We start from the raw sequence: 25,984 nt of genomic DNA, 5'->3' as shown, positions 1-25,984 counted from the left end.
GCGCTCCTCAAATGCAGGTCAGGTGAGACAACACGAGCGAACGCAAGACCGGCAGTCGCCCCGTGAAGAAATGATCGGCCCCCGGAACCACCATGACCGGCTGGCTCAGCGGCCGCGCCCAGTCAAGCAAGGCGCCCAGGGCGACGCGGGTGTCGTTCTCGCCGTGGATGATCAGTAGGCCGGACAACCCGCCCTCTGGTTCGTAGCGTCGCTGGCCCTCGACCTCGCCAGCCGGCAGGCCGGCGAGAACCACGTGGCGCGCAGCTTCACCGAGATCTGCCAGCCTACGCGCCACCCGTGACTGCACGAAGGCGCCGAACGAGAAGCCGATCAGAGCAAGCGGCAATTCAGGATGGGTGGAACGCAGCCACGCAACCACCGCCATGACATCGTCGGTCTCGCCGATGCCGCCGTCATGCGTGCCCTGGCTGGCGCCAACGCCGCGAAAGTTGGGTCGCGCCACAAGCCAGCCCTCGTCTCTCATCGCCCGGGCGAGAAGTTGAGGAATCTTGTGGGTGGCGCTCCCACCGAGAAGCGGCTGCGGGTGTGCCACCACTGCAAGGCCGCGCGGAGGATGGACGGGCGCGTCAACGATCACTTCGATCGATCCGGCGGGGCCGTCCAGCCGCATCGTGCCGGTCTTGAGGTGGGCTTTCATGATGCGACCATCCGTGGTCAATCAGCGAACTGCCCTGCCGCCTTGATGACGGGGCTGTAGCGAGCAGTTTCCTGGGCCAGCCAGGTCTGGAGGCCCGCCGGCGACTGCTTCGCTTCAGGTACGACGACGGCACCCAGTTCGTTCAGGCGCTTGGCGACCTCAGGGTCCACCAATGCGGTTCTGAGCGCGGTGCCGAATTTGTCGATCGCTTCCCTCGGCGTGCCTTTGGGGGCATAGATGCCATGCCAGACGACGATCTCGGAACCCTTGAGCCCCTGCTCGGTCAGCGTCGGCGCATCCGGCAACGACTTGATCCGCGCCGCCGTGGTGACGCCGTACAGCTTCACCGAACCCGACTTGATGTACTGGGTGGTCGACGTCGTCTGATCGCACAACAGATCCACCTGCCCGCCGAGCAATGCATTCATCGCCGGACCCGTGCCCTGGTATGGAACGGTGGTCAGGTTGGCGCCCGTCGCTTGCCGAAAGAGCACGCCGCACAGGTGCGACACCGCGCCCAGCCCTGCATGCGCAAGAGTGACCTTGTCGCCGTTGGCCTTGAGATACGCGCGCAACTCGTTGAAGTCCTTTGCGGGGAGATCCTTGCGGCCGATGAGCGTCATCGGCACGTCGATGACCTGGCTCACATAGTCGAAGTCGGTGAGCGGGTTGTACGACAGCTTGCGATACAGCGCCGGCGCCGTCGCCATGCCGTTGTGGTGGATCAGGAAGGTGTAGCCATCCGGCTTGGCCTTCGCGGTGTAGCTCGCGGCGATCGTGCCGCCGGCGCCGGTCTTGTTTTCAATCAGCACCGTCTGGTTGAGCGTGCGGCCCATGGCCGCGCCGAGCGTCCGCGCCACCAGGTCCGTGGGGCCACCGGCAGAAAAAGGCACAACGAGGGTGATGGGCTTGCTCGGATAGGCCTGCGCCAGAACGGCGGGCGAGCAGAACGCAGCGACAAGCGCAACCGCAGATGCACGCAGGAGCGGACGTCCTTGGGCTTCGCCCTGGAAACGGTTGGTTCTCATGGAATTTGCTTTCTGCATGGGCTTCATGATTTGTTCCGGAGGTGGTCGCTTTTTCGCTCGTCGGGCATGTACAGCGCGGAGATCAATACGACCGCGCCCATCACCGTGACGTACCAGAAGAAGTGGCTCTCCGTTCCATTCGCCTTGAACGACAGCGCCACGAATTCGGCGGTGCCGCCGAACATCGCATTGGCGATGGCATAGGGCAGCCCGACCGCCAGGGCGCGGATCTGCGCCGGAAACATCTGGGCTTTGACCAGGCCGCTGATGGACGTATAGAAGCTCATGCCCACCAGCGCCACCAAGGCGAGGGCGAAGGCCGTGCCGGCGTCTTTCGCAGCTCCGATCGACGTCATCAAAGGAACAGTCGCAAAGGTGAAGAACAATCCATAGATGAGCATCGAGGTGCGGCGGCCGATACGGTCCGACAGCGCACCGAAAAGCGGCTGGATGCACATGAAGATAAAGAGCACCGCGGTCATCACGTGGCTGGCCACTCTCGCGTCCATGTGAGCCGAGTTCACCAGGTACTTCTGCATGTACGACGTGAAGGTGTAGAAGATCAGCGATCCGCCCGCGGTGAACCCAAGCACGATCAGCAAGGCGCGCGGATGAGCGAGAACGCCTCGGATCGTTCCGCTTTCGGGATCCTTTTTGTGGCTGTCCCTCGTCTCCACCATCGACCGACGAACCACGAGAGCCACGAGTGCGCCGGCAGCCCCGATGAAGAACGGAATGCGCCAGCCCCAAGCCTTCAACTCATCCAGCGACAGCACCGACTGCAGCACCGCGACGACCATCACCGCGAGGAGCTGCCCCGCAATGATGGTTGCGTAGTGAAAGGAGCCATAGAATCCGCGCCGGCCTTCGGTCGCGACCTCGCTCATGTAGGTCGCGCTGGTCCCGTACTCCCCGCCCACGGACAGCCCCTGGAGGAGTCTCGCGACAAGGAGAAGCGCGGCGGCCCACAGGCCGATGGACGCGTAAGTCGGCAGGCACGCAATGATCAGCGAGCCGAAGCACATCAATACGACGGACAGCACCATCGACGTCTTCCGGCCCTGGCGGTCCGCGATCCGGCCGAACAGCCACCCTCCGAGCGGCCGCATGAAGAAGCCCGCCGCGAAGATGCCCGCAGTGTTCAGCAATTGCGTTGTCGGATTGCTGGATGGAAAGAACGCTGGGGCGAAATAGATCGCTGTGAATGCGTAGGCGAAAAAATCAAACCATTCGACGATGTTGCCCGAGGAGGCAATCAGGATCGACTTGATGGTCGACAGCTTCGGAACGGGCGATGGGGTAAAGCCGGCCACCTCGTGGGGCGCGCGCGCGGACAAGACTTCAGACACGGTATGTCTCCTTCATTCTCAAAATGCGGGATGGATGACGGCGAGCCTCTGCGGGTGCTCGTCATTCGGGACTAGACGGTCACTAGACGGCCTTTGCGTTCTGCATCGTTTCGATCGCGGCTCGGCTGAAACCAAGTTCCGCGAGGATCGATTCGGTGTGTTGCCCCAGCGCGGGCACGGAGTCCATGCGGGGCGCGAAAGCCTCGTTCTGGCCGGGGGGCAGCAAGGCCGGGACGGGTCCAGTGGGCGTCTCGACTTCTACCCAGCGTTTCCTGGCCTTCAACTGGGGATGCACCCACACGTCTTGCATGTCGTTCATGCTTGCATTGGCAATCTGGGCTTCATCCAGCCGCGCGATAACCTGCTCGGCGGTCAGGGATGCGAAGGCCTCGACGATGAGGGCGCGCAGTGCCTGCCGCTCGGCCACGCGTCGAGAGTTCGAGGCAAAGCGATCTTGCGTCGCCAGTTCCGGCTGCTTCAGCACGAGCCGGCAGAAGGCTTCCCATTCGCGTTCATTCTGGAGTCCAAGCATCACGGTCTTGCCGTCCCCTGCGGTGAACGGACCGTACGGGTAAATGGTCGCGTGCGCGGCGCCTGCGCGAGGCGGCGGCATGGCGCCATCGAACGCGTAGTACAGCGGATAACCCATCCACTCGACCATGCTTTCGAGCATCGAGACGTCGATGCGGCAGCCCTTGCCGGTGCGGCCGCGCTGGATGAGGGCCGACAGGATGTTGGTGTAGGCATACATGCCCGCCGCAATATCGGCAATCGAGCATCCTGCTTTGGCAGGCTCATCGGCAGACCCAGTGATCGACAGGAATCCCGACTCGCTCTGGATCAGCAAGTCATAAGCCTTCTTGTCGCGATACGGCCCCTTGTTCAGCGGGTCATCGCCGTAGCCCGAGATGTCGCAGACGATGAGCCCCGGGTGCTTGTCGCGCAGCGCTTCATACGACAAGCCCAGCCGGGCCGCGGCACCCGGTGCCAGGTTTTGTACCAGTACATCGGCGCCTTCGATCAGCTTCGCCAGAACATCCTTGGCCTGCGCATGCTTGACGTCGAGCGTAAGGCTCTCCTTCGAACGGTTGGTCCAGACGAAGTGCGATGCCATGCCGCGCACGCGTTCGTCGTAGGCGCGAGCGAAGTCGCCGCTGCCGGGGCGCTCAACCTTGATGACGCGTGCGCCCAGATCTGCGAGCTGGCGCGTGCAGAAAGGCGCCGCGATTGCGTGCTCGAGCGTGACGACGGTGATTCCATCCAGGGGTCGCATGTCGTACTCCTTCTCAGTAAGACTTCGGCAGCCCGAGCACATGCTCGGCGATGTACGCGTAGATCAGGTTGGTCGAGATCGGCGCCACCTGGTACAAGCGCGTCTCACGGAACTTGCGCTCGATGTCGTACTCGTTGGCGAAGCCGAAGCCTCCGTGCGTCTGCATGCAGACGTTGGCAGCCTCCCATGACGCCTTCGCAGCGAGGAACTTGGCCATGTTGGCTTGCGCACCGCACGGTTGATTCGCGTCGAACAGTTCCGCCGCCTTGAAGCGCATCAGGTTGGCCGCTTCGATCTCGATGAAGGCGTCGGCGATCGGGAACTGCACGCCCTGGTTCTTGCCGATCGGCCTGTCGAATACCACGCGTTCGTTGGCGTACTTGGTAGCCCGGTCGATGAACCAGTAACCGTCGCCGATGCACTCGGCAGCGATCAGCGTGCGCTCGGCGTTCAGCCCGTCGAGGATGTACTTGAAGCCCCTTCCTTCCTGGCCGATCAGGTTTTCCTCAGGGATCTCGAGATTGTCGAAGAAGAGCTCATTGGTCTCATGGTTGACCAGGTTCGGGATCGGCCGCACCGAGAGGCCCTTGCCGATCGCCTCGCGCAGGTCGACGATGAAGATCGACATGCCTTCGGACTTCTTCTTGACCTCCGCCAGCGGGGTCGTGCGCGCCAGCAGGATCATCAGATCCGAATGCTGCACGCGCGAGATCCAGACCTTCTGGCCATTGACGACGTAGCGGCCATCCTTCTTCACCGCGGTCGTCTTGATCTTGGTGGTGTCGGTGCCGGTGGTCGGCTCGGTGACCGCCATCGACTGGATGCGCAGCTTGCCGGCGGCGATACCGGGCAGGTACTTTTCCTTCTGAGCCGTACTGCCGCTGCGCAGCAACGTGCCCATGTTGTACATCTGCCCGTGCACGGCGCCGGAGTTGCCGCCCGAGCGGTTGATCTCCTCCATGATCACGGTCGCCGCGGTCAGCCCGAGGCCAGTGCCCCCGTACTCTTCGGGGATCATCGCAGCAAGCCAGCCGGCCTCCATCAAGGCGTCGACGAACTTCTCGGGATAGGCCCGTTCCTCGTCGACCTTGCGGAAGTACTCGTCGGGAAACTGGGTGCACAGGTGGCGGACAGCATCGCGGATCTCTTGGTGCTGGTCGGATTCGTTCATCATGGAAAAGTCTCCTTGTCGGGTTCTGGGGTTTCGGATTCGGTGCCTGGGTCAGGCAAGGGTCGCAGTGGCTTCCATGGCCAGCGCGCCGTCGGTGCGCTGTGCCCACAGGTGCACCGTGCGGCCGTCCTCGCCGCGGCGGCCGCAAACCTGGAAGGGCGTCGTATCGAACGTGGGCTGCATCGCCCGGAAGGCAAAGCGCGAGACCTTCGCATTGGGAAGGTTGCGCCGCAGCAGGTCGAGCAGCAGGGTCGCGAGGAGCGGGCCGTGCACGACGAGGCCCGGATAGCCTTCGACCTCGGTGACATAGCGCCGGTCGTAGTGGATGCGGTGCCCGTTGAACGTCAGCGCCGAATAGCGGAACAGCAGGACGTCGTCAGGCTGAATCGTTCGCACCCATTCATGTTCCGCCGGCGCGGACTGGACAGGAGGCACGGGATCTCCGGGCTTCGGGTTGTCGCGGTAGACGATGTCGTGCTCGTCAACGAGTGCCACCCCACCGTCATCCGAAACCTCGTGGCGCACGCACACGAAGATCAGCGAGCCGCTGCGGCCTTCCTTGCCGCTGACGTCCACGATGCTCGACTCCCGTCGGATTGCGCTGCCGATCCTCAACGGGCGCATGAACTCGAGCCGGCTGCCGGCCCACATGCGGCGCGGCAGGGGCACCGGCGGAAGAAAGCCGCCGCGTTTCGGATGGCCGTCAGGGCCGATCTCCGACTGCCGATGCAACGGCAGGAAGTACAGCCAATGCCAGCATGGCGGAACCGGATCTCCTGGCTGCGGCGCAGGATCGTCCCGGTCGAGCGTCGCGGCCAACGCCTGGATCGGCGTCCCTGAGGCGAAGTCGGTGAAGGACTCCGTCTTGCCGATCCAGGTCTTCAGGTGTTCGATGTCAATAGCCATTCAATGTCTCCTTCTGTTCGCGATGAACAGGATTCCCGGGTTCAATCCCTCTTGAGACCACCGATCGACTTGATGACCGCCCCCCACTTGTCGACCTCGGACTTGACCAGCGCGGCGAGCACTTCGGGGGTCGATCCCACTGGCGTCGCACTCAGGTCTTTCAGCTTGGCCTGCACCTCCGGTTGCGCCACCACCGCCTGCAGCTCACGGCTCAGCAAGTCGACAAATTGGGGCGGCACCTTCGCGGGGCCGAAGACGGCGTTCCAGGTGTACGTTTCATAACCGGGGACGCCTGCCTCGGCGAGCGTCGGAATGTCCGGAAATGACGGCGAGCGCTTGCTGGTCGTCACCGCCAACGCGCGCACCGATCCAGCTCGAATGTGCGATGCCGCGCCGGTCAAGACGTCGAACAGGATGGGAATATGGCCGCCGACCAGATCGGTCATGGCCGGCCCACCTCCCTTGTAGGGGACGTGGCCGATGTCCACTCCGGCCATGGACTTGAACAGCTCCCCCGACAGGTGCGGGGGCGTACCGACACCCGACGAGCCGTAGCTGTACTTGCCGGGCTCCGCCTTCAGCAATGCAATGAGCTCGCGCACGTCCCTTGCCTTGAAGGACTTGCTGACCAGCAACACGTTGGGCACGGTCGCAACGAGCGAGATGGGTGTGAAGTCGCGCAGGGCGTCGTAGGGCGCCGGCGGCGTCGACAGTGGATTGATGGCGTGCGTCGCGACCGTGCCCATCAACAGCACGCTGCCGTCGGCCGTCGCCTTCGCCACCTTGGCCGCGCCGATGGAGCCGCCACCTCCGGCGACGTTCTCGACGATGACGCCGCGCCCGATACGCTCCGACAGTTTCTGGGCAACCAGCCGGGAAACGACGTCCGTGGCGCCCCCGGCCGCGAAGGGCACGACCAGTGTGATGGGCCCCTTCGCAGCTTGTGCGAATGCGGATGTCAGGGGCGCGCCCAGCGTAGAGGCCGCGCCCCACTTCATCAGGTCGCGCCGGGATAGGTTCGAGATATTCATGCTCTTGTCTCCGTTGATTGTTTCGACTGGGTCAACGCATCACGAACGGATTGCCCGCGATCACGCCGCTGTTGATCCACACGCTTTTGACCTGCAGGTACTCCCGTATCGCATCGATGCCGTTCTCGCGGCCGAGGCCCGAGTCCTTGTAGCCACCGAATGGCGCCATGTAGCTGATCGCGCGGTAGGTGTTGATCCAGACAGTGCCGGCCTGCAGCCGCTCGGACATGCGCAGTGCTCGCCCGATGTCGCTGGTCCACACCGCGGCGGCCAAGCCGAAACGCACGTCGTTCGCGATCGCCACGGCCTCGGCCTCGTCCTTGAAGCGCAGGATGGAGAGCACGGGGCCGAAGACTTCTTCCTGCGCAATACGCATGTCGTTGCGCACGTCGCCAAAGATGGTGGGCTGCACGAACCAACCGCTGCCGCACTCGGGCGCGTCGCCGCGCTCGCCTCCCAGCAGCAGGGTGGCACCCTCCTCGCGTGCCACTGCGATGTACTCGAGCACCTTGCTGAATTGCGGCGGCGTCGTGACTGGACCCACCTGCGTGGCCGGATCCATCGGATCACCCATGCGGGCCGTTCTGGCCACGGCGAGCAGCTTCTCGACGACGGTGTCGTAAATGCTGTCCTCTACCAGCAGGCGTGAGCCGGCAATGCACGTCTGCCCCGTCGCCGCGAAGATGCCCGAGATGGCACCGAAGACGGCCTGGTCGATGTCCGCGTCGGCAAACACGATGTTGGGCGACTTGCCGCCCAGTTCCATCGCCGTGTGCTTGAAGTTTCGGGCTGCCTTCTCGTTGATGATTCGCCCGGTGGCGTCGGAGCCGGTGAAGCTGATCTTGCGCACCAGCGGGTGTTCGACCAGCGGCGTACCGACTTCTCCGCCGAAGCCGGTGACGACATTGAAGACGCCCGGCGGAAATCCGGCCTCGTCGAACAGCTCGGCAAACTCCAGCGTGGAAGCCGAGGTGAACTCCGAGGGCTTGACGACGACAGTGCATCCGGCGGCCAGCGCCGGAGCGATCTTCCAGCTCGCCAGCATCAGCGGCGAGTTCCACGGCGTGATGGCGGCCACCACGCCCAGTGGTTCATTGCGCGTGAAGCTGAAGTAGCCCTTCTTGTCCAGCGGCAGTGTCGTGCCCTGGATCTTGTCGGCCAATCCTCCGAAGTAGTAGTACCACTGCGGGATGTAGTTGAGCTGGCCAAGCATCTCGGCCAGCAGCTTCCCGTTGTCGCGCACTTCGGTGGCCGCCAGCTTGGCGGCATCGCGAGCGATGAGGTCGCCCAGGCGGTGAAGCAGCATGCCGCGCTGGCTGGCCGACATCTCGGCCCATGGGCCCTCGGTCAGCGCACGGTGGGCGGCCTTGACGGCGCGGTCCACGTCGCTCGCATCCGAACGCGGGATTTCTGCCCAGGCCTGGCCGGTGTACGGGTTCTGGCTCTCGAACCAGACAGCACCGACAGGGTCGACCGATTGGCCATCGATGCGAAGTTGATAGCGTTCCATGGAATCCTCACTTGAGCAAGGCGCCATGTGCGAGATAAAGGCCGAGCGCCTTCCCGGCGAGTGAACGCGTCATGCTTGTCTCCTTTGTCGGCCGCCTCTACCGGCGCCCTTCGTTGACGATGCGCACAGGCCTGGATCGACGGGCCTGCGCGATTGCCGTTCAGAACGGCTTCAGGCCCAGCGCAGCACGGAACCGGTTCTTGACGTAGACCCCGTCGCGCGGCGGCAGGGCTCGGGGCGGCTCGTCCGCGTCGATTCGAACCTGCACGAAGGTGGGCCCCTGGCGCGCGGCCGCCCGGCTGGCGATCTCGCCGCAGTGCTCGTCGCTGTCGACCGAGTAGGCATCGGCGATCCCGAAACCCTTGGCCACGGCCACCAGGTCGGTCCCAAGGCTCGTATGGCTGCGTTGCATCCCGGTTTCGCCGAAGTGCCCGTTGTCGAGCACGACGATCGTCAGATTGCGCGGCTGCTTTGCAGCAATCGTCGCCAGGCTGCCGATACCCATGAGCTGTTCGCCATCGCCGGTGATCACCAGCACGGACTTGTCCGGCCGCGCAAGGGCGAGGCCGAGAGCGAGTGAGGTCGACCCTCCCATCGCACCCCAGAGGTAGTAGTTGTTGTCGCGATCCCCGGCGGCGAAGACGTCGTACGACGCGGAACCGAGTCCGGTCACGACGAGCGCGTCCGGAAGGGCTTCCAGCAGCGCGGAAACGAACTTGCGGCGGTTGGCCGTCCTGGCGGTGTTCTTGGTCATCACTTGCGCTCCCACTTCTTGCGTCCGATCAGGTTTTGTCCCAGCAGCACGGCAACGCGGTCCCCTGCTTCGAAGGCGGCGTCGAAGCCAGCCCTGACGATCTCCTCGACTTGCGCCGGATCCGACGCACGAAGGACCGTGATGCCCATGAGCTCGAGCGCTCCCTGGGTTGCCCGACCCATGGGCCCCTGCCACGGGTTGAAGTCCGCGTACTCGCCGCGCATCGTCACCAAGGTGAAGAACGGGAAGTTGGCGCTCGACAACAGCGAGAACATGTTGACGCAGTTGCCAACGCCGCTGCTCTGCATGAGCAATACGGCGCGCTGGCCGCCGAGCCAGGCCCCGCTTACGACCGCGACGCCCTCCTCCTCTGTCGTCAAGACGATGTCCTGGATGTCCGGGTCCGCGATGGCGGAGCGGATGACGTGTGAATGTCCCGCGTCGGGCACGTACGCGATCTGGCGCACGTCCCCTTCCTTGAGAACCTTGAAGATGTCCTGCTGCCAGGCGGGCGCTGTGGTGGGTGTTTCGCTCATCGGTGTCTCCGTTGTTGGTGACGGTGTTGGTGCTGGTGGTGAAGTCGGCGTGTAGAAATCATATAATTTGATGGCACGTCACATCCAATAGAAAGAAGTGATGTCACCATCAACTTTTGACATCGCATGGGGCCAGCCATGGACTTCAAACAATTGCGCGCCTTCCTCACCGTCTGCGACACGGGCAACGTCACCCGCGCCGCAGAGTTGCTCAACCTCGTCCAACCAGCGGTTTCGAGGCAGCTTCGTCTGTTGGAGGAGGACGTCGGCGCGGAACTGTTTGAACGAGAACGCCATGGCATGGTGCTCACCGATGCAGGTCGGGCGTTGGTCGGCTATGCGAGGCGCGCGATGCTGGAGTTGGACCGCGCTAGAGCGGAGATCGGCGGGTCCTCGAATGGCATCAGCGGCCTCGTGACATTGGGACTGCTTCCCAGTACCTGCGATCTGTTGTCGAGTCCGCTCTTGAAAGCGGTAGCTGAAGCCCACCCCGGCATCCGCATCAGGATCGTGATGGGCTACGCAGGCACGCTGGCGCAATGGTTGGAGTCGGGCGAAGTGGATGCTGCGTTGCTTTACGGCGCGGAGCGGTCTTCCAGCATTCAGACGACGCCACTCGTCGAGGAGGCGCTCTGGGTCCTCGGCCCGCCGTCAGCCAAACTGCGCAAGGACAGGCCCGTGACGCTCGCGAGCCTTGCCGGCAAGCCGATGATCCTCCCTAGTGCGCCACACGGCATCCGCACGCTGGTCGATCACGCCTGCGCCGTCTCGCACGTCGAGTTGACGATTGCAGCCGAGACGAATGCGATGAGCGTACAGCGAAGCCTGGCGATCGGTGGGCACGGGCTGACGATCCTTCCCGCGATTTCCGTTGCTGAAGACATGGCTCGCAAAACAGGATCGGCCGCGCCTTTGAGCGACCCGCGGATCACGCGCACGATCGTCTTGGCGCTTCCGGCCAACCGGGTGGTCGGCCAGCATGTGCGACGCGTCGCGGACTTGCTTGTGGGCTGCGTGGAGGAAACAACCCGACGTGGCGAGTGGTTCGAGGCGCGCTGGCTAGGGGCATAACTCGTACCGCTGGGTTGTTCGACGTCGCCGCATAGCGACCTGCAACTGGGCTCTGCGGGGTGTCGAATCGGCTGCCGCTTGCACGCTACTGCGAATCACGCGATGCATCCGCTGCCTTCGAGCCTTACCGCTTAGCGGCTCGAATGGCACTTTCGTCTTGGGAGGCTTTTCTATCGACCGATTCCGACAAGGCACTCGTGCTGCTTGGCGGGACCTGGGACCCGGAACACGCGGACCCGACGGTTGAGGAGTTTCGTGAAGCCGGCTTTTCCCTGTGGTCTCCCGATTCGCGAGTTGCGCCCCGAGCTGATCACGCACGTGCTGCCATAGGCACTGGACTTGGACACATCTGGCGGCCTTCCGGGTCCGCTCATCTGCTCACTGCGAGGCCGGAAGCAGCGCACCACCTCAGTCCGTCTGCCGGCGCGACTTCGCATACTCGCTTCTGTGCTGCATGAATCGATGGTATGACATGCGCAGATGCAGCTGCATCACCTGACGTGCGAGTTCCCCGTCCTTGGCCGCTACAGCCAACGTCAGGTCGCGGTGGTGGTGAAGGCTCTGCTCCAGTTCAGCCGACGTGTAGAGGTAGAACGATCGCACGACGATTGGCATGTCGATGATGGTGTCGAGCATGGAGCGCAACCGTGAAGAGCCTGCTGCATCAAGCAGCGCTCGATGGAACTTGCGATTCGCCTCCTGCACGCCTTCTGTTCCCGCGTTTCCTCCCAGGCGAATGGCGGCTTCCATCTCAAGATTACTGGCCTGGAGGCGCGCTAGCAGGTCCGCGCCCCCTCGCGTCGCCGCGAGGTAGGAAGCGTAGGGCTCGAGCAGCATGCGGAGCTGAAACGTCTCTTCGACATCCCATTCGGTCCACTTGGCCACGTGGATGCCTTGACCGACCGCATCCGTTGCCAGTCCTTCCTCCACCAGTCGCCTGAGCGCCGTTCGGACGGGCGTGCGGCTCAAGCCTAGTTCGCGCGCAATCGGCTCCTCTTTTAGCTGGGAGCCTGGGTTGTAGTGGCCGCCAACCAGGCGTTCCCTGAGCACTTCATAGGCGCTATCGCTTCCGTTACGCATCGAATCTTCCGCCGTCGTTGGTTGCCGAGATTGTATTCACATGCACTTTGAACTCGACCGCAACGTACAAAACAGAAGCATTTATGTCCTTCAGTTTCTTCCTCAGTCCCACCATGCCGAGTAAATCATAGTGTTTACCCTTGCTCATGTTCCTGTGTTTGTATTTATTTTGTATTCTCACAGCATGGAGCCACTTTCATGAACACGCGTATCGCCCTCATTGGGCTGGGAGAAGTGGGGCGTTGCTACGCTGCGCCTTTGCACGCAGCGGCGTTTGCGCTCAGCGCGTGCGAGATTCGCATGACGCCTGCCGCCACGACCCTGGCGCAGAACCTTCATGTGGTGGTGCACGAGAAGCCTGGCACCTGGCTGGCCGAAGCAGATTGGGTGTTGTCGTGCGTCACGGGCGATGTCGCGCTCACCGTGGTGCAGGAGCTGGTGCCGTTCATGAAGAAGGGCGCTCGGTTCGCTGACCTGACGACGGCCAGCCCGGAGAGCAAACGCAAAGCCGAAAGCACGGCCCACGCGCACGGCGTTTCCTATGTCGATACCGCCATCATGGGCGGGATCTCGCTGACAGGGGTGCGGACGCCATTGCTCGCCGCAGGTAAGGACGCCAGCGAACTCAAGGAGATCATCGAGCGCGCTGGTGGACGGTTGCAGGTCATCCCCGACGGAGTGGTGGGGGATGCCATCTCGCTCAAGTTCCTGCGCAGTGTTCTTACCAAGGGCATGGAAGCGTTGAGCGTCGAACTGCTCATGAGCGCCGAAAAGCAGGGCGTGCGCGAGAAGCTGTACGCACAGCTGAGCGACATCGACCAGATTCCCTTGCGGTCCTTCATCGACTCGATGGTTCGCACGCATGTGCTCCACGCGAAGCGGCGCGCGCACGAGGTGCAAGACGCGCAAAGGGAGCTGACTTTGCTAGGGCTGCGCTCCGTTGTTTTGCCCGGTGTCGAAGAGCGCTTCCATAAGACCACCGAATCGCTCGCAACCCACCCGATCCAAGTAGCCGAGCCCAGCGTCGAGCAAGCCCTCGACTGGCTGCTGTCTACCCACGCCAATTGACCCCCACTTGCGGCCTGAAGCCGCTTTCTTACTACCTCAGGAGACACACATGCGCAATCTGATGCGAATTTCGACGGCGGTTCTGCTCTGCATCGGTGCTGCCAGTGCCGTCGCGCAAGGCTATCCGGAACGACCCATCCGGATGGTCGTCCCATTCCCAGCCGGCGGGGGCACGGACAGCCTTTCACGCCTGCTGGCGACAGCGCTGACGAGCAAGCTGAACTGGGTCATCACCGTCGACAACAAGCCGGGCGCCGGCGGCAATCTGGCCCTGGACACGGTGGCCAAGGCGAAGCCGGACGGCTACACACTCGTCATGGCCCAGACAGACAACGTCGTGCTCAACCCGCTTCTGTACAGCAAGATGACGTACGACCCGGTCAAGGATTTGGAGGCGGTGTCCTCCGTCGCCAGCGGTGCGGTGGTGCTCGTCGTGCGGGCCGATTCTCCCTACAAGACGCTGGCCGACGTCGTTGCCGCGGCCAAGGCGAAGCCCGGGAGCTTGACGGTGGCGACACCCGGCACCGGTACCATCGCGCACCTGGTCACCCAACTGTGGCAGAACGCTTCCGGCGTCAAGTTCACCCATGTGCCCTACCGCGGCATGTCCCAGGCGCTGCCCGACCTCATCGGTGGCCAGGTCGACATCTACATGGGTTCCATCCCGACGCTCCTGAGCCAGATCGAGGGCGGCAAGGTCCGTCCCATCGCTGTGACGGCGGCCAAACGCTCGCCCGTGCTTCCCAATGTGCCGACGTTCACCGAAACCGGGATTCGGGGCGTGGAGCTCGCCAGCGTCTGGGGCGTGATGGCGCCGGCCGGTACCCCCAAGCCGATCATCGACAAGTGGAACGTCGCAATCAACGAACTGCTGAAGCAGCCCGACGTGCGCGACAAGATTCTTGCGACCGGTGCGGAACTGCACGGCGGCACGCCCCAATCCATGACCGACCTCTACAAGGCCGATCGCGCCCGCTTGGCGCCGGTGGTCAAGGCGGCAGAAATCAAGCTCGATTGAGCATCGACGCAACCGGACACTCATCATGAACAACGGACTTCGTATCCTTCAAAGGCGCCGTGCTGTCGAACTCGACCTGGCTCGCCAATTCCTCGACGTGCCCGTCGCCAATGTCAGTGACTGCATGTCGCGAATGACCGCGGGCGGAGCTCGCCTGCGTCCGATGCACGCAGGGGGCCGCATGGCCGGTCCAGCGCTGACGATCAAGACCCGGCCAGGTGACAACCTGATGATTCACAAGGCGCTCCAGCTCGCCAAGCCGGGCGACGTCATCGTCGTGGATGCGGGCGGCGATCTGACGAACGCCCTAGTGGGTGAAATCATGGTAGGCGACGCCATCAAGCAAGGTCTGGGCGGGTTCGTGATGAATGGCGCGATTCGGGACGCCGGTGCGCTGCGTGCCGGCTCCTTTCCCGTATTTGCCGCCGGCGTGACGCATCGCGGGCCCTACAAGGATGGCCCTGGTGAGATCAACGTTCCGATCGCCATTGATGGCATGGTCATCGAGCCGGGCGACCTTGTGATCGGCGACGAGGATGGACTGCTGTGCGTCCCGTTTGATGACGTCCAGGGACTGCTGGCGGCGGCGCGGCAGAAGCAGGTCGTTGAGGACAAGATGGTCGCAGACATCGAGGCGGGATGCTTCGACCGGGCGTGGGTAGACGAGACCCTGGCTCGACTGAACTGCTTCATCGAAAAGTGATTCGCCTGATCGCGCCTCGCGTCCTGGGTGCATCCCAGATCCGTGCAAGCGACCCGCCTGCCTACAGTAGCTTGCACGCCGCGACGGGCCGGTGACCGAACAAAACCTGCGACCGGCGTTGTGTCGACGCCCCCCGCAAATCAACCAAGGAATCCATCATGTCGACCGAAGTGAAATCCAAGCGGGTCGTGCGCTTGAACCAGTGGCTCAATCCCGTCTTCGATGAACGGCTTTCGCAACAAGACGATATTCAACTCACGGTCGCTGCCATGCGAGGGGATGATGCGTCGACCTGGGCGGCGTTGACGCAAGCCCACGTCTACCAGATCTCCGCCGCCAAGGACGAATTGCCCAAGCAGTTCTGGGCCAAGGAAGAGTTGCTGTCGCGGTGCCCCGACCTGCTGTGCGTCTCGGCCGGCGGTGCGGGCTACGACACCGTCGATGTCGATGCCTGTACGCGTGCCGGCGTGGCGGTCGTCTGCCAGATTGGCGGGAATTCCGCCGCGGTCGCTGAGATGGCCATCGGCCTCATGCTGGCCGTCTCGCGCCGAATCGTGGAGTCGGACCGCAAACTGCGCACGGCCACCCAGGGTTTTTCGCGCGAGTCGGTGATGGGCCACGACCTGGGCGGCAAGACCCTGGGGCTTGTGGGCCTCGGATACGCTGGAACCAAGACGGCTGCGCTGGCCAAGGCTTTCGGTATGCGCGTTCTGGCGTATGACCCGCTGCTGGCCGCGGGCGACTTCGAGGCGAGAGGGGCGGAGCGTGTCGACCTCGACACGCTCGTTCGCGAGGCTGACATCGTGTCCTTGCACTGCCCGCGTGACGCGTCCACGTTGAAGATGTTCAATGCCGACCGCTTCTCGGCCATGAAGAAAGGCGCGATCTTCGTCAGCACCGCGCGCGGCGGCGTGCACGACGAAGGCGCACTGCATCAGGCCCTGCAATCCGGCCATCTCGCTGGCGCGGGACTGGACGTCTGGGAGCAGGAGCCGCCCTCCAAGGACAACCCACTCCTCGCTTTGGACAATGTGGTCGCGACCTTTCACACGGCAGGCGTCTCCCACGAAGGCCGCGCGAACATCGCGGCCATGAGTGCGGAGCAGATCATTCAGGTTCTTGCCGGACACAAGGCACCACGCCTGGTCAATCCGGAAGTATGGGAGCGCTTCGTGAAGCGGCGCGACGCGGTTCTCGCAAAAGCGAACGACCGGAGCATCGCATGAGCTTCACCGCGAAGCTCTCGGACATCGTCGGACCGACCAACGTGTTGACCGGCGCCGAGGCGGCGCCGTTCCTGACCGACTGGCGCAACCGGTTCACAGGCCGAGCCATCGCGGTGGTGCGGCCGGGCACCACCCAACAAGTCGCTGACGTGGTCCGGGCGTGTGCCGATCATGGAGTTCCCCTGGTCCCGCAAGGTGGCAACACCGGACTGTGCGGCGGAGCCACCCCTGACGACTCGGGACAGGCAGTGGTGTTGCTCACGTCCAGGCTCAATCGTGTCCGGGCCGTCGACACAGTCAACGACACCATGACCGTGGAGGCAGGCTGCATTCTTCAGGCAGTCCAGGAACGCGCCACCGCCGAAGGTCGCTTCTTTCCGCTCTCGCTCGGCGCGGAAGGAAGTTGCACCATCGGCGGCAATCTCGCGACCAATGCCGGCGGCACCGGCGTTCTCAGATACGGCAACATGCGCGATCTGACACTGGGCCTGGAGGTCGTTGGCGCAGACGGGGAGATCTGGGACGGGCTGCGCGGACTGCGGAAGGACAACACCGGTTACGACCTGCGCGACCTGTATGTCGGCAGCGAAGGCACCCTCGGCATCATCACGGCCGCAATCATCAAACTGTTCCCGCAACCCGCCGCGCGCTGCACCGCCTTGCTGGCACTCTCCAGCGCCGATCAGGCCATCGAACTGCTCGCCAGAGCCCGCTCGGGCTTCGCCGCATCGTTGACGGGGTTCGAACTGATGGCGGGGGTGTGTCTTCAAATGGTGACGCGCACCTATCCCGCACAACGCCTGCCTTTTGAAGGACCGTCGGCCGCCGCGCCTTGGTATGCGTTGCTCGAGATCTCGGACGCCGAAAGCGAAGCGCACGCACGTGAGCGCTTTGAAGTCGTGCTCGGAGAAGCCATTGAAGCCGGCGAAGCCGACGATGCTGTGGTGGCCGAGAACATCGCACAAAGCAAGGCGCTTTGGCACCTGCGAGAAAGCATCACCTTGGCTCAAGCAGAAGCCGGCAAGAGCATCAAGCACGACGTGTCGCTGCCGATCTCCCAGATACCGCATTTCGTCCAGGAGACCGATGCACTGCTCCAACAGCGCTTCCCAGGTCTGGTCAACATGACGTTCGGCCACCTCGGCGACGGCAATCTTCACTACAACGTTGGCACCTCGTCGGCGTTCGGTGACGCGGACATGCTGGCGAACCAAGACGCAATCTACGCATTGGTGCACGATCGCGTGCACGCCTTCGGGGGCTCCATCAGCGCAGAGCATGGCGTCGGTCAATTGAAGGTCGGCGAGTTGGCCCGCTACAAGAGCACGCAGGAACTCAAGATCATGTCCCTGCTCAAGCGTTCCCTGGATCCCCAGTGCATCCTGAATCCGGGCAAGGTCTTACCCAGTTACTGGTGTTCACCGAACGCCTAACGCGCGCTCGACAAGCTGAGAGGCCGTGATCTCTGCGTAGCTCGCGGAATTTGCGATGTTGTTCTCGGAAGACTGCTATCGGCTTTTCCTGCCGAAGTCCGCTCACCGCGCCGTTGCGCTCAAAGCGGCGCGCAGCGATTTCGCCATTTCGTCCGGCGTGCGGGGCTGACCCGCGTCCAGGCCCGGAAAGCTCGAGGAAGACGGCAACGTCGCCGTGTTCCACGCTTCCGTGCAGTTCGTGGTGAGCGGATCCAGTGTCATCGCGAGTCGCCCGATCAGTCGATCGCTGTAGTTCTTGTTGGGATGTACGAAGTCGATCAGATCGAAGGCGCCATAGAACGGCACCCTTCCCCAGTCGGCAGGTTGTGTTCGTGTTGATGGCGACCGCCTGAACGATCGTGTCGTAGATCCCGGAACCGGAGATCGAAGTAATCAAGTTCCCCACCCAGGGCCTGGTGGGATGATCCGGCCGCTTCGAGGTGGGCGCTGCCCCATCCTGAAAGGCTTCGAGCTCAAGCCTTCGTACAGCCAGGGCGTGGCGAGCAGGTGCCCGCCCAGCATACGCAGCGGGGCGTCGCGCGCCACGCGCGTCGGCAGGGCCACTGAAACTCCTTCGAGGGTGGCCCATGTTCCGCCTCATGCGCTGGCTAGGCCATCAGCAGTGCCTCGTACTCATCAATGAAGTGGTGCAGAGAACTCTCCACAACCGTCACCGCACCATCGATCAGTCCACAACGACCACTGCCAGGAAGAAGGCGGCACAAGTTCATCAGCGACTCTAGATCGCTGTACACGCCACGCCCGGTATCGATGCGGTTGAGCACGCGCGCCAGCTGAAAGGTTCCGCCCTTGCAAGGCGGGCACTGGCCGCATGATCCTTGCGCGAAGAAGTTCACGTATTCCGCCACCTTGCGAACAATGCTCGTGCCTTGGGATACCACGATCATCGCGCCAGTCCCCAAACGCGAGCGCCTCTGACGCACCGAGTCGAAATCCAGTGGCACATCCAGATCGTGTTTGGTGAGCAGCGTGTTGGATGGCCCTCCAGTGAAGACCGCCTTGAACTCCTTGCCTAACAGCATGCCTCCGCCATGAACGAAAACGAGTTCTTCAAGGCTAGTTCCCATGGGCAGTTCATACAGTCCGGGCCGCAGTACGTCACCCGAGAGGGAATAGAGCTTGGTGCCTGACGCATTGCCGAGTCCCAGGCTTCGATACCAGGAGGCGCCATGCCGCAAGATCCCCGGCACATGCGCCAGTGTTTCGGTGTTGTTGACGATGGTCGGCGCTCCATGCACGCCGTTCTCGGCAGGAAAAGGCGGCTTGCGACGCGGGAAGGGAAATCCGCCTTCGACGGTTGCGATCACGGCCGTTTCCTCGCCACCGATATAGAAACCTGAACTCGGGACCACATTCAGCGACAGCGGCCCGCCAAGAAGCTCCTCGATTGCCGTGAAATGTTCATGTTCGCGCCATTGACCAACGGCTTCGCGAGTGACGGTCAGCGCGCGTGGCTGATGCGGATTCACGTAAATGATCACGTGGTTGGCGCGCGTGGCGACAGCAGCAATCAGCGCACCTTCTATGACCTGATGCGGCGTGTGCTCGAGCAGGAACCGGTCCTTGAAGGTGCCAGGCTCATCCTCGTTTCCGTTGCAGACAACATACTTGTCGCCGTCCGGCGCGGCGGCCACGGGCGCCCATTTGCGATGGGTCGCAAAGCCGGCGCCGCCCATTCCCCTTAGATCAGAATGCTCGATCTCCGCGATCACTTGAGCAGGCTCACGCAATGCCTTGGCCAAACCCTCGCCCCCACCGCGCTCAATCCATGCAGAAAGATCGGCGCCCACCAGGATGTTGTCCTTCAGCAGTACTTGATTCGGTGCGTGCATCCTGTCCTTCCTGCGGCAGCTCAGCGCACGCCGGCCACCCGGTGACCTCGCGCGTGCTGGCGGATGCTCGCGTCCGCGCGAAGGTCAAAATGCGCATAGTCGGGAAAAAGTTGCGGCGACCTCGATTCCAAGGGCAGTCCTGCCAGGGTGAGCTCGCGCTGCCAGGCATGGATGTGAGCGATGCTGGCTCGGCCTGTGATCACGCGACCCGCCGATTCGGCCGCCTTCGCACCGGCGCGTCTTCCCATGCTCAGGATGTCGAGCAAGGCATTCCCCATCAGGCGGTTGCGACCATGGATGCCCCCGCTCAGCTCGCCCACGCAGTGCAGGCCGCCGACACTGGTCTCGCCGTGCTTGCCGATGGCGACCCCACCGTTCTGATAGTGCAGCGTCGGGTAGACAAGGAAAGGCTCCTGCGCCGGATCGTGGCCGCACTTGCCGGCCAGATGCCTCAATGTCACAAGACGCTTTTCCAGGATGCCCGGGTGCTCCTTCTCGAGCGTCGGTGTGTCGAGGAAGACACCGAGCTGGCCATCACGCTCGATCCCCCGCCCCTCGCCACATTCACGCAGGATCGCGGAGGCCACCACGTCGCGGGCCTTGAGCTCGTCAATGAAGCGCTCACCTTTGCCGTTGATCAGCTTCGCACCCGCGGAGCGGGCCGCCTCGGAGATCAGTCCGCCCGCCAGATGCTGTGGATGAGCGATGCCGGTCGGGTGGTACTGGAATGAATCGAGCTCACGCAGCCTTGCTCCGATGCGGTACGCGAGCACCAGCCCGTCGGCGGTGGCCCCATAGTGGTTGGAGGTAGGGAAGCCATTGAGGTGCAGCCGGCCCGCTCCACCCGTCGCGAGAATCACCGACCGCGCCCGCACCATCACGAAACTGCGCCATTCGAGGTTGTAGATCACCGCCCCAGCGCAGCATCCGCGCTCATCGGACATCAGTTCCACCGTGGGACACCGGTTCCATACCGAAACGTCGGGATCGAGATCCACCGCCTCGCGCAACACGCGCATCATCTCGAGCCCTGTGTAGTCGCGGTACGAGTGAATACGCGCCGCAGACGCACCTCCCGGCTTCTTGCGCAGCAGCTTGCCGCCCATGGGGCGGCCCTCCTCGAGATCGAACATCATGCCGAGTTGGATGAGCCAACGGAGGACATCCGGGCCGTCCATCACCATCTGGGCCACCAGATCAGGCTCGCCACAGAAGTGACCGGCGCGCAAGGTGTCCTCGAAATGAAGCTGCGGACTGTCATCTGCGCCCACTGCGGCTTGGATGCCGCCCTCGGCCATCACCGTGTTGCTGTCGCCCAGGCGCAGCTTGGTGGCGAGGATGACCTTCGCACCATGCTTCGCGGCGGTCAGCGCCGCAGCACACCCCCCGCCGCCGCCTCCGACCACCAGCACGTCGGTCGTCACCAGTTGTGCGCCAGCAATGTCAATGTCGTCGATCAACGAGTTGGCGTGGAGCTGGCGCGCGAGTTCGGGCTGGCAGGGGTCACCTTGGTTGACTCCGACGGCAAGCGGAACGCGCGCGTTGGCTCCATGGTCGGGATGCCAGTCCTTGAGCAGTTGCTCGACCGCCGTGGTGTCGCTGCGAAGCGCGAGCGCCATGCTCGGCTGATAGCGCCGGCGCGCTTCTTCGTAAGGAATCGAGGTGGCCATGGTCTGCCAACCTGTCCGTCAGCCTGGCCGCCGCGCACCTGGCGCGCCGAAGTCGATCGACATCTCACCGCGCTCGATCTGCTCGATGCGTCGCATGACGTCGGCAGGCCGTAGCGAAACACTTGCAATCATGCGCCGGACGAACAGGCCAAGGTGGTTCGGGTCGATGTGCTCCGGACACGCCAAGGTGCAGAGGTTGCACATGACACATTCGTCGAAGACCTGGCCGGACGCTCCCAATTCGCCCTCCACAGCGAGGTTCACGCCACGCTGAACATCCAGGCCCTTGGGACATGCACGGTCGCAGCCGCCGCAGTGACGACAATGGGGCGCCTCGGGGAAGACCTCGAGCAGCTTGCGCGGCGCCTGCCAGCTGTCGGCGATGTCCTCGATCCGATAGACGTGGTGCGTCGAAGGCGTGAGGTAGTCGAGGAACGAGACCTGCATGCCCTCCTCGACCACGGTTTCGCAGGCCAGTTCGGTCTCGACGTCCGGCTGACCGGCACGGCGGACCAGGACGCGGCAGGAGCCGCACACGCCCTGCCCCATGCACCCGACTCCCTCCACGAGCGTCTCCCCGGCCTGCACGAAGGCCTGCAGGATCGAGCTGGTGGCCGGGGCAGCAATGGACCGGCCTTCAACGATGAGGCGTACCATCTTGTCGGTCCTTCTCATCGGCCAGGTGGGCGCGGCGGCGATCCCTCCCATGGCGGATGAAAGAAACGATAGCACAGCGAGGAGGTCCCATGAGCACTTGGTGGAAGGCTCTTGCGCCTGTAGCCGTGGCGATTGCTATCGCGATGATTCCCGCGCCGGACGGCTTGGGGCAGCATGCGTGGTTCTACTTTGCGATCTTCGCTGGCGTGATCGTCGGGCTCATGCTTGAGCCGCTGCCCGGAGCGGCGATCGGCCTCATCGCGGTCACGCTCGTCACCGTCCTGTCCGAATGGGTATTCTTCAGCCCGGCAGAGTTGGCCCGGCCCGGCTTCAAGGCTGCCAATGCCTCGCTGGCCTGGGCATTGTCCGGCTTCGCCAACGGGACCGTGTGGCTGATTTTCGGCGCATTCATGTTTGCCCTGGGCTACGAAAAGACGGGCCTCGGGAAGCGCATCGCATTGCTGCTGGTGCGAGCCATGGGCCGCAGGACGCTCAGCCTGGGCTACGCGATTGCAGCGGCGGACACCCTTCTTGCGCCCTTCACGCCATCGAACACGGCGCGAAGTGGCGGCACCATCTTCCCTGTCATCCGGAATCTGCCGCCGCTCTACGACTCCAGGCCAAACGATCCCTCCGCGCGGCGCATCGGCTCTTACCTCATGTGGACTGCGATTGCCACCACCTGCGTGACGAGTTCGATGTTTCTCACCGCATTGGCACCTAACCTGCTCGCGGTAGAGCTGGCAAAGAAGGCGGTCAACGTGGAGATCGGGTGGATGCGGTGGTTTCTGGCCTTTGCGCCGGCGGGCATTCTGATGCTGCTGGCCGTGCCCTTGCTCACCTACTTCTTGTACCCGCCCGAAGTGAAGGAGGGAAAGGAAGTTCCAGCATGGGCCGCGCAGGAACTGGTCAAGATGGGGCGGCTCTCTTTGCGAGAAATCATTCTGGGGGTCCTCGTTCTCGTGGCCCTTACCTTGTGGATCTTCGGCGGCGAGATCATGAACGCGACCACAGCGGCGCTGGTCGTGATCTCGCTGATGCTGCTCACGCGAGTAATCACATGGGAAGACATGCTGGCAAACAAGCAGGCATGGAACACCTTTGCCTGGTTTGCCACTCTGGTCGCCCTGGCGGACGGTCTCGGCCGGACGGGCTTCGTCAAGTGGTTTGCCGACGCTATCGCGGTCCACATGGTCGGGTTCTCACCCACTGTCGCAGCCGTCATCCTGGTGCTGATCTTCTTTTTCTCGCACTATCTATTCGCCAGCGTCACCGCCCACACCACGGCCATGCTCCCCGTCATGCTGGCCGTGGGTTCGAGTGTTCCCGGCATGCCTATGGAGCCTTTCACGCTGATGCTGGTGGTCACTCTTGGCATCATGGGGATCCTCACTCCCTACGGCACCGGGCCCAGCCCGGTTTACTACGGCAGCGGCTACCTACCCGCTGGCGACTACTGGAGGCTCGGCGCGGTGTTTGGGGTGATCTTCATCGTCCTATTTCTGTTAATCAACGTGCTGCCCCGAGTGCTGTAGGAGCGCGCTTTCCCGCTTGCCAATGGCACGCCGGCCCGTTCATGCCCGCAGTTTGGCAGGGATTGGCATTCGGGCGGCCGCGCCCAACAGGCGACTCCGAACTCGTCTCCACGAAGCTCTCGGGGGACTAGCTTGATCGGCCCTGCACTCGGTCCGGATTCAGGAGATTGAGTTGGTTCCCGCGTCCGGTTTGCGGCCGAGTCCTTTCCGGAACTGTAGGCCGCCAGGATTTCGACGCGATCGACAGAGCCGCGAGGGCAAGTGTCGACAATGCGGCGACTCTAAGCACCACTCACGAGCGGGCGAAGCTGCCAAGCAGTTGAAGTTCACTGCAGACGAGATTCGGCTAGGAGTCTGGGCGGCGGAAGGGCAGATTTGTGTCGACGTGAGTGAGAGGTCGTTCGTTGATCGGGCATGGCCGCGAACTATCTTCCCTACGACCCGCAGCAGATGATGCTGCTGCTGTCCGAGATGTTGCAGGAGTGGCTGCCGGAGGGGCACTTGGCGCACTTCATCAGCGACGCCATTGGCGAATTCGACCTCTCACAGCTTCAACTCAACGCGATCGCGAGACAATTGAACGAGAGGCCGCGCAAGACGCTGGGCTTCCATACACCCGCTGAGATGTTCAGCGAATGTGTTGCATCGACCGGTTGAATCCGCAATCGTTACCCGACATCCGATGGGCGATCACGTGCAACTGCCCACGCAATCGCGTTGAACCCGCCGCTTCTGCATGTCGCATGTCGTGGACTGGCGTTAAGGCCAAATCCGGAAGTTCGCGCGTGCCGACCCTGCGCTAGGGCGCCCCTTGGGATCACTGTGCCGATCTGGAGCGCATCATCTTTTCCATCAACGAGTCGATGTTGAGCGAAGCCCCTTCTTGACGCGGCGGAAACTCCTTGAACGTTGAAAGGTGCTCACCGACGAGCGTGATGATGATGTTTCCGATGCCCGAGTGCTCCTGGCTCACGAGGGCTCGCGGTCCCGGCGCCTGGTCATAGGACTCGAATGGATCCTGACGAATATTGAAGAACCACGGGATCTCGAGTTCGGCCTTTGTACCGTAGTAGCCCGTCCGCGTGGCGAAATGGAGCTTCCACTGGTTCCAGCGAACGGCCTGAAGTTTGGATTCCTCGTAGTAGAAGAACAGGTTGCGCGCCGAGTTCTCCGTCTTTCCGGTCCAGTTATCCAGTTGGTTGAGGCCGTCGATGTGGCACTTGTAAGTCATATCCGCACTTCCGAGCTTGTCGCCCTTGTCGAGCCGCTCCTTGATGTCAGGCGCACCAGCGATCGCGGCCAGTGTGGCAAAGACGTCCTCGCCACAGTGAATGCCATTCAGTTCGCGGCGCGCCGGGACGTGCCCGGGCCAGCGCACCATCATTGGCACGCGGATGCCACCATGTCGTCATTTTCTCGCTGCGGTAAGGCGTCGTCGAGCCGTGCGGCCATGTCGAATGCTCGGGTCCGTTGTCGGTCGAATAGATGACGATCGTGTTGTCCGCTATGCCCAGATCATCGAGTTTCTTCAACACCATTCCGATGTGCTCGTCGTGCTGGAGCATGCCTGCGCAGTGCACATCGGTCCCGCTGGTGTACTGCTTCGCTCGGTCGAGGTACTCCTGCGGAACATGTGTAAACGCATGCATGCGCGACGTGTTGAGCCAGACGAAGAAGGGCTTCTCCTCGGTGTGCGCCTTGTCGATAAACTCGAAGGCAGCACCCATGAACTCCTCGTCCACCCGTTCCATCCGCTTAGGCGTGAGCAGGCCAGTATCTTCGATCTTCTGCTTGCCCACTCGCCCGAAACGCGGATCGACGGTAACGTCGTCCTCGTCGGTTGCCCAGCTATGGAGCACGCCACGAGGCCCCAGCCTTGCTTTCCAGGAGGGATCGTCCGGGTAGTCAACGTTCAGAGTTTCTTCTTCGGCGTTCAGGTGATAGAGGTTGCCGAAGAACTCGTCGAATCCGTGCACGGTCGGAAGGTACTCGCGTTGCGGTCACCCAGATGATTCTTGCCGAACTGGCCGGTCGCATATCCCAGCGGCTTGAGGACCTCGGCCAGCGTCGGATCTTCCTTTTGCAGACCCAGCTTGGCGGCAGGCAGGCCGACCGTGGTCAACCCGGTGCGAATTGGAAGCTGTCCAGTGATGAAAGCCGCACGACCCGCTGTACAACTGGGCTGGCCGTAGTGGTCGGTGAAGATCGCTCCTTCATTCGCTATCCGATCGATGTTTGGTGTGCGGTAGCCCATCGAACCACGGCTATAACAGGAAAGGTTCCACAACCCGATGTCATCACCCCAGATGACCAAAATGTTCGGTTTTGCCAATCCTTTCTCTGCAGGTCCCGTCGCCGAGGAGGAGGGTTGCCGTTGAGGCTGATTGGTTGCCATGTGCACTCCTTGAATTCGGC

The 25,984-nt window shown here is 63.0% G+C and carries 25 protein-coding genes and 2 pseudogenes; 9 read left to right on the top strand and 18 right to left on the bottom strand.

The features are described from left to right. Nucleotides 1-7: 7 nt before the first annotated feature. The 10 genes from QTI04_RS00460 to QTI04_RS00415 all read right to left on the bottom strand — a co-directional run bounded on the left by QTI04_RS00460 (nucleotide 8) and on the right by QTI04_RS00415 (nucleotide 10,216). On the bottom strand, nucleotides 8-658 hold the full coding sequence (locus tag QTI04_RS00460) for an alpha/beta hydrolase (protein ID WP_286613703.1): 651 nt from the start codon (nucleotides 656-658) through the stop codon (nucleotides 8-10). A 17-nt stretch (nucleotides 659-675) separates the two neighbouring features. Continuing rightward, nucleotides 676-1,686: a tripartite tricarboxylate transporter substrate-binding protein gene (locus QTI04_RS00455; protein ID WP_286613701.1), complete on the bottom strand. Its 1,011-nt coding sequence runs from the start codon at nucleotides 1,684-1,686 to the stop codon at nucleotides 676-678. Nucleotides 1,687-1,709: 23 nt separating this feature from the next. Then, nucleotides 1,710-2,999: an MFS family transporter gene (locus QTI04_RS00450; protein ID WP_286614137.1), complete on the bottom strand. Its 1,290-nt coding sequence runs from the start codon at nucleotides 2,997-2,999 to the stop codon at nucleotides 1,710-1,712. A 118-nt stretch (nucleotides 3,000-3,117) separates the two neighbouring features. Next, complete coding sequence (locus tag QTI04_RS00445) at nucleotides 3,118-4,308, bottom strand: CaiB/BaiF CoA-transferase family protein (RefSeq protein WP_286613699.1); 1,191 nt, start codon at nucleotides 4,306-4,308, stop codon at nucleotides 3,118-3,120. 13 nt (nucleotides 4,309-4,321) lie between these two features. Beyond that, nucleotides 4,322-5,482: an acyl-CoA dehydrogenase family protein gene (locus QTI04_RS00440; RefSeq protein WP_286613698.1), complete on the bottom strand. Its 1,161-nt coding sequence runs from the start codon at nucleotides 5,480-5,482 to the stop codon at nucleotides 4,322-4,324. A 48-nt stretch (nucleotides 5,483-5,530) separates the two neighbouring features. Beyond that, complete coding sequence (locus QTI04_RS00435) at nucleotides 5,531-6,385, bottom strand: MaoC family dehydratase N-terminal domain-containing protein (RefSeq protein WP_286613697.1); 855 nt, start codon at nucleotides 6,383-6,385, stop codon at nucleotides 5,531-5,533. 41 nt (nucleotides 6,386-6,426) lie between these two features. Then, nucleotides 6,427-7,416 (bottom strand): tripartite tricarboxylate transporter substrate binding protein, encoded by a 990-nt coding sequence (locus QTI04_RS00430; protein WP_286613696.1) that lies wholly within the window; start codon nucleotides 7,414-7,416, stop codon nucleotides 6,427-6,429. A 31-nt stretch (nucleotides 7,417-7,447) separates the two neighbouring features. Further along, the gene (locus QTI04_RS00425) at nucleotides 7,448-8,926 is read right to left on the bottom strand and encodes an aldehyde dehydrogenase (RefSeq protein ID WP_286613695.1); all 1,479 of its coding nucleotides are present in this window, start codon (nucleotides 8,924-8,926) and stop codon (nucleotides 7,448-7,450) included. 160 nt (nucleotides 8,927-9,086) lie between these two features. Then, the gene (locus QTI04_RS00420; protein ID WP_286613694.1) at nucleotides 9,087-9,680 is read right to left on the bottom strand and encodes a thiamine pyrophosphate-dependent enzyme; all 594 of its coding nucleotides are present in this window, start codon (nucleotides 9,678-9,680) and stop codon (nucleotides 9,087-9,089) included. Continuing rightward, entirely contained in the window at nucleotides 9,680-10,216 is a 537-nt protein-coding gene (locus QTI04_RS00415) for a thiamine pyrophosphate-binding protein (protein ID WP_286613693.1), read from the bottom strand. Before QTI04_RS00415 ends, QTI04_RS00420 begins: the two co-directional genes overlap by 1 nt. Before the next feature lie 138 nt (nucleotides 10,217-10,354). Between QTI04_RS00415 and QTI04_RS00410 the strand changes: the two genes are divergently transcribed. Further along, a complete protein-coding gene (locus QTI04_RS00410) occupies nucleotides 10,355-11,287 on the top strand; it encodes a LysR family transcriptional regulator (RefSeq protein ID WP_286613692.1) in 933 nt (310 codons plus the stop codon). Between the two features lie 408 nt (nucleotides 11,288-11,695). On the opposite strand, the gene QTI04_RS00405 is transcribed toward QTI04_RS00410, so the two are convergent. Next, nucleotides 11,696-12,367 carry a GntR family transcriptional regulator gene (locus tag QTI04_RS00405; RefSeq protein WP_286613690.1) on the bottom strand — a complete coding sequence of 224 codons (672 nt, stop codon included), beginning with the start codon at nucleotides 12,365-12,367 and terminating at the stop codon, nucleotides 11,696-11,698. A 198-nt stretch (nucleotides 12,368-12,565) separates the two neighbouring features. Here QTI04_RS00405 and QTI04_RS00400 point away from each other — a divergent pair, with 198 nt between their 5' ends. The 5 genes from QTI04_RS00400 (at nucleotide 12,566) to QTI04_RS00380 (ending at nucleotide 17,815) form a co-directional block, all read left to right on the top strand. Continuing rightward, the gene (locus QTI04_RS00400; RefSeq protein ID WP_286613688.1) at nucleotides 12,566-13,435 is read left to right on the top strand and encodes an NAD(P)-dependent oxidoreductase; all 870 of its coding nucleotides are present in this window, start codon (nucleotides 12,566-12,568) and stop codon (nucleotides 13,433-13,435) included. A gap of 49 nt (nucleotides 13,436-13,484) precedes the next feature. Next, on the top strand, nucleotides 13,485-14,453 hold the full coding sequence (locus QTI04_RS00395; RefSeq protein ID WP_286613686.1) for a tripartite tricarboxylate transporter substrate binding protein: 969 nt from the start codon (nucleotides 13,485-13,487) through the stop codon (nucleotides 14,451-14,453). Nucleotides 14,454-14,478: 25 nt separating this feature from the next. Continuing rightward, on the top strand, nucleotides 14,479-15,156 hold the full coding sequence (locus QTI04_RS00390; RefSeq protein ID WP_286613685.1) for an RraA family protein: 678 nt from the start codon (nucleotides 14,479-14,481) through the stop codon (nucleotides 15,154-15,156). A 158-nt stretch (nucleotides 15,157-15,314) separates the two neighbouring features. Continuing rightward, the gene (locus tag QTI04_RS00385) at nucleotides 15,315-16,382 is read left to right on the top strand and encodes a hydroxyacid dehydrogenase (protein ID WP_286613684.1); all 1,068 of its coding nucleotides are present in this window, start codon (nucleotides 15,315-15,317) and stop codon (nucleotides 16,380-16,382) included. After that, nucleotides 16,379-17,815 (top strand): FAD-binding oxidoreductase, encoded by a 1,437-nt coding sequence (locus QTI04_RS00380; RefSeq protein WP_286613683.1) that lies wholly within the window; start codon nucleotides 16,379-16,381, stop codon nucleotides 17,813-17,815. The genes QTI04_RS00385 and QTI04_RS00380 overlap by 4 nt, the downstream gene beginning before the upstream one ends. 102 nt (nucleotides 17,816-17,917) lie before the next feature. Here QTI04_RS00380 and QTI04_RS00375 read toward each other — a convergent pair whose 3' ends face one another. The 4 genes from QTI04_RS00375 to QTI04_RS00360 all read right to left on the bottom strand — a co-directional run bounded on the left by QTI04_RS00375 (nucleotide 17,918) and on the right by QTI04_RS00360 (nucleotide 22,034). Beyond that, nucleotides 17,918-18,160, bottom strand: a complete 243-nt coding sequence (locus tag QTI04_RS00375) for a hypothetical protein (protein ID WP_286613681.1) — start codon at nucleotides 18,158-18,160, stop codon at nucleotides 17,918-17,920. A gap of 302 nt (nucleotides 18,161-18,462) precedes the next feature. Next, nucleotides 18,463-19,707, bottom strand: coding sequence for an NADH-quinone oxidoreductase subunit F (locus tag QTI04_RS00370; RefSeq protein WP_286613680.1), 1,245 nt, complete (start codon nucleotides 19,705-19,707; stop codon nucleotides 18,463-18,465). A 20-nt stretch (nucleotides 19,708-19,727) separates the two neighbouring features. After that, entirely contained in the window at nucleotides 19,728-21,377 is a 1,650-nt protein-coding gene (locus QTI04_RS00365; RefSeq protein ID WP_286613679.1) for an FAD-binding protein, read from the bottom strand. Nucleotides 21,378-21,395: 18 nt separating this feature from the next. Then, complete coding sequence (locus tag QTI04_RS00360; RefSeq protein ID WP_286613677.1) at nucleotides 21,396-22,034, bottom strand: 4Fe-4S dicluster domain-containing protein; 639 nt, start codon at nucleotides 22,032-22,034, stop codon at nucleotides 21,396-21,398. Between the two features lie 89 nt (nucleotides 22,035-22,123). On the opposite strand from QTI04_RS00360, the gene QTI04_RS00355 reads away from it, so the two are divergent. From QTI04_RS00355 to QTI04_RS00345, 3 genes and pseudogenes are all read left to right on the top strand, one after another. Then, on the top strand, nucleotides 22,124-23,569 hold the full coding sequence (locus tag QTI04_RS00355) for an anion permease (protein ID WP_286613675.1): 1,446 nt from the start codon (nucleotides 22,124-22,126) through the stop codon (nucleotides 23,567-23,569). A 414-nt stretch (nucleotides 23,570-23,983) separates the two neighbouring features. After that, nucleotides 23,984-24,115 (top strand): annotated as a pseudogene (locus QTI04_RS00350) (IS5/IS1182 family transposase); the annotation flags it as partial. Next, nucleotides 24,113-24,226: pseudogene (locus QTI04_RS00345) on the top strand (IS30 family transposase); the annotation flags it as partial. The pseudogenes QTI04_RS00350 and QTI04_RS00345, both read left to right, overlap by 3 nt. 160 nt (nucleotides 24,227-24,386) lie before the next feature. Here QTI04_RS00345 and QTI04_RS00340 read toward each other — a convergent pair. From QTI04_RS00340 to QTI04_RS00330, 3 genes are read right to left on the bottom strand one after another with little or no spacing between them, the layout of a single operon-like run. Further along, nucleotides 24,387-24,800 carry a hypothetical protein gene (locus QTI04_RS00340; RefSeq protein ID WP_286613674.1) on the bottom strand — a complete coding sequence of 138 codons (414 nt, stop codon included), beginning with the start codon at nucleotides 24,798-24,800 and terminating at the stop codon, nucleotides 24,387-24,389. A 46-nt stretch (nucleotides 24,801-24,846) separates the two neighbouring features. Next, nucleotides 24,847-25,545 carry a sulfatase-like hydrolase/transferase gene (locus tag QTI04_RS00335; protein ID WP_286613673.1) on the bottom strand — a complete coding sequence of 233 codons (699 nt, stop codon included), beginning with the start codon at nucleotides 25,543-25,545 and terminating at the stop codon, nucleotides 24,847-24,849. Beyond that, a complete protein-coding gene (locus tag QTI04_RS00330) occupies nucleotides 25,503-25,964 on the bottom strand; it encodes a sulfatase-like hydrolase/transferase (RefSeq protein ID WP_286613671.1) in 462 nt (153 codons plus the stop codon). Before QTI04_RS00330 ends, QTI04_RS00335 begins: the two co-directional genes overlap by 43 nt. Nucleotides 25,965-25,984 lie beyond the last annotated feature (20 nt).

Source organism: Variovorax sp. J22R115, from assembly GCF_030317005.1.
Taxonomy (GTDB): Bacteria; Pseudomonadota; Gammaproteobacteria; order Burkholderiales; family Burkholderiaceae_C; genus Variovorax.
Note: the sequence above shows the minus strand (reverse complement) of the source record. Positions and strands in the feature narration are given on the sequence as shown.

What these genes read in the sequence shown, in the direction of transcription:
- QTI04_RS00460 (WP_286613703.1), bottom strand. Translation starts at nt 658, where the DNA reads ATGAAAGCCCACCTCAAGACCGGCACGATGCGGCTGGACGGCCCCGCC.
- QTI04_RS00455 (WP_286613701.1), bottom strand. Translation starts at nt 1,686, where the DNA reads ATGAGAACCAACCGTTTCCAGGGCGAAGCCCAAGGACGTCCGCTCCTG.
- QTI04_RS00445 (WP_286613699.1), bottom strand. Translation starts at nt 4,308, where the DNA reads ATGCGACCCCTGGATGGAATCACCGTCGTCACGCTCGAGCACGCAATC.
- QTI04_RS00440 (WP_286613698.1), bottom strand. Translation starts at nt 5,482, where the DNA reads ATGATGAACGAATCCGACCAGCACCAAGAGATCCGCGATGCTGTCCGC.
- QTI04_RS00435 (WP_286613697.1), bottom strand. Translation starts at nt 6,385, where the DNA reads ATGGCTATTGACATCGAACACCTGAAGACCTGGATCGGCAAGACGGAG.
- QTI04_RS00430 (WP_286613696.1), bottom strand. Translation starts at nt 7,416, where the DNA reads ATGAATATCTCGAACCTATCCCGGCGCGACCTGATGAAGTGGGGCGCG.
- QTI04_RS00425 (WP_286613695.1), bottom strand. Translation starts at nt 8,926, where the DNA reads ATGGAACGCTATCAACTTCGCATCGATGGCCAATCGGTCGACCCTGTC.
- QTI04_RS00420 (WP_286613694.1), bottom strand. Translation starts at nt 9,680, where the DNA reads ATGACCAAGAACACCGCCAGGACGGCCAACCGCCGCAAGTTCGTTTCC.
- QTI04_RS00415 (WP_286613693.1), bottom strand. Translation starts at nt 10,216, where the DNA reads ATGAGCGAAACACCCACCACAGCGCCCGCCTGGCAGCAGGACATCTTC.
- QTI04_RS00410 (WP_286613692.1), top strand. Translation starts at nt 10,355, where the DNA reads ATGGACTTCAAACAATTGCGCGCCTTCCTCACCGTCTGCGACACGGGC.
- QTI04_RS00405 (WP_286613690.1), bottom strand. Translation starts at nt 12,367, where the DNA reads ATGCGTAACGGAAGCGATAGCGCCTATGAAGTGCTCAGGGAACGCCTG.
- QTI04_RS00400 (WP_286613688.1), top strand. Translation starts at nt 12,566, where the DNA reads ATGAACACGCGTATCGCCCTCATTGGGCTGGGAGAAGTGGGGCGTTGC.
- QTI04_RS00395 (WP_286613686.1), top strand. Translation starts at nt 13,485, where the DNA reads ATGCGCAATCTGATGCGAATTTCGACGGCGGTTCTGCTCTGCATCGGT.
- QTI04_RS00390 (WP_286613685.1), top strand. Translation starts at nt 14,479, where the DNA reads ATGAACAACGGACTTCGTATCCTTCAAAGGCGCCGTGCTGTCGAACTC.
- QTI04_RS00385 (WP_286613684.1), top strand. Translation starts at nt 15,315, where the DNA reads ATGTCGACCGAAGTGAAATCCAAGCGGGTCGTGCGCTTGAACCAGTGG.
- QTI04_RS00380 (WP_286613683.1), top strand. Translation starts at nt 16,379, where the DNA reads ATGAGCTTCACCGCGAAGCTCTCGGACATCGTCGGACCGACCAACGTG.
- QTI04_RS00370 (WP_286613680.1), bottom strand. Translation starts at nt 19,707, where the DNA reads ATGCACGCACCGAATCAAGTACTGCTGAAGGACAACATCCTGGTGGGC.
- QTI04_RS00365 (WP_286613679.1), bottom strand. Translation starts at nt 21,377, where the DNA reads ATGGCCACCTCGATTCCTTACGAAGAAGCGCGCCGGCGCTATCAGCCG.
- QTI04_RS00360 (WP_286613677.1), bottom strand. Translation starts at nt 22,034, where the DNA reads ATGGTACGCCTCATCGTTGAAGGCCGGTCCATTGCTGCCCCGGCCACC.
- QTI04_RS00355 (WP_286613675.1), top strand. Translation starts at nt 22,124, where the DNA reads ATGAGCACTTGGTGGAAGGCTCTTGCGCCTGTAGCCGTGGCGATTGCT.
- QTI04_RS00340 (WP_286613674.1), bottom strand. Translation starts at nt 24,800, where the DNA reads ATGACTTACAAGTGCCACATCGACGGCCTCAACCAACTGGATAACTGG.
- QTI04_RS00330 (WP_286613671.1), bottom strand. Translation starts at nt 25,964, where the DNA reads ATGGCAACCAATCAGCCTCAACGGCAACCCTCCTCCTCGGCGACGGGA.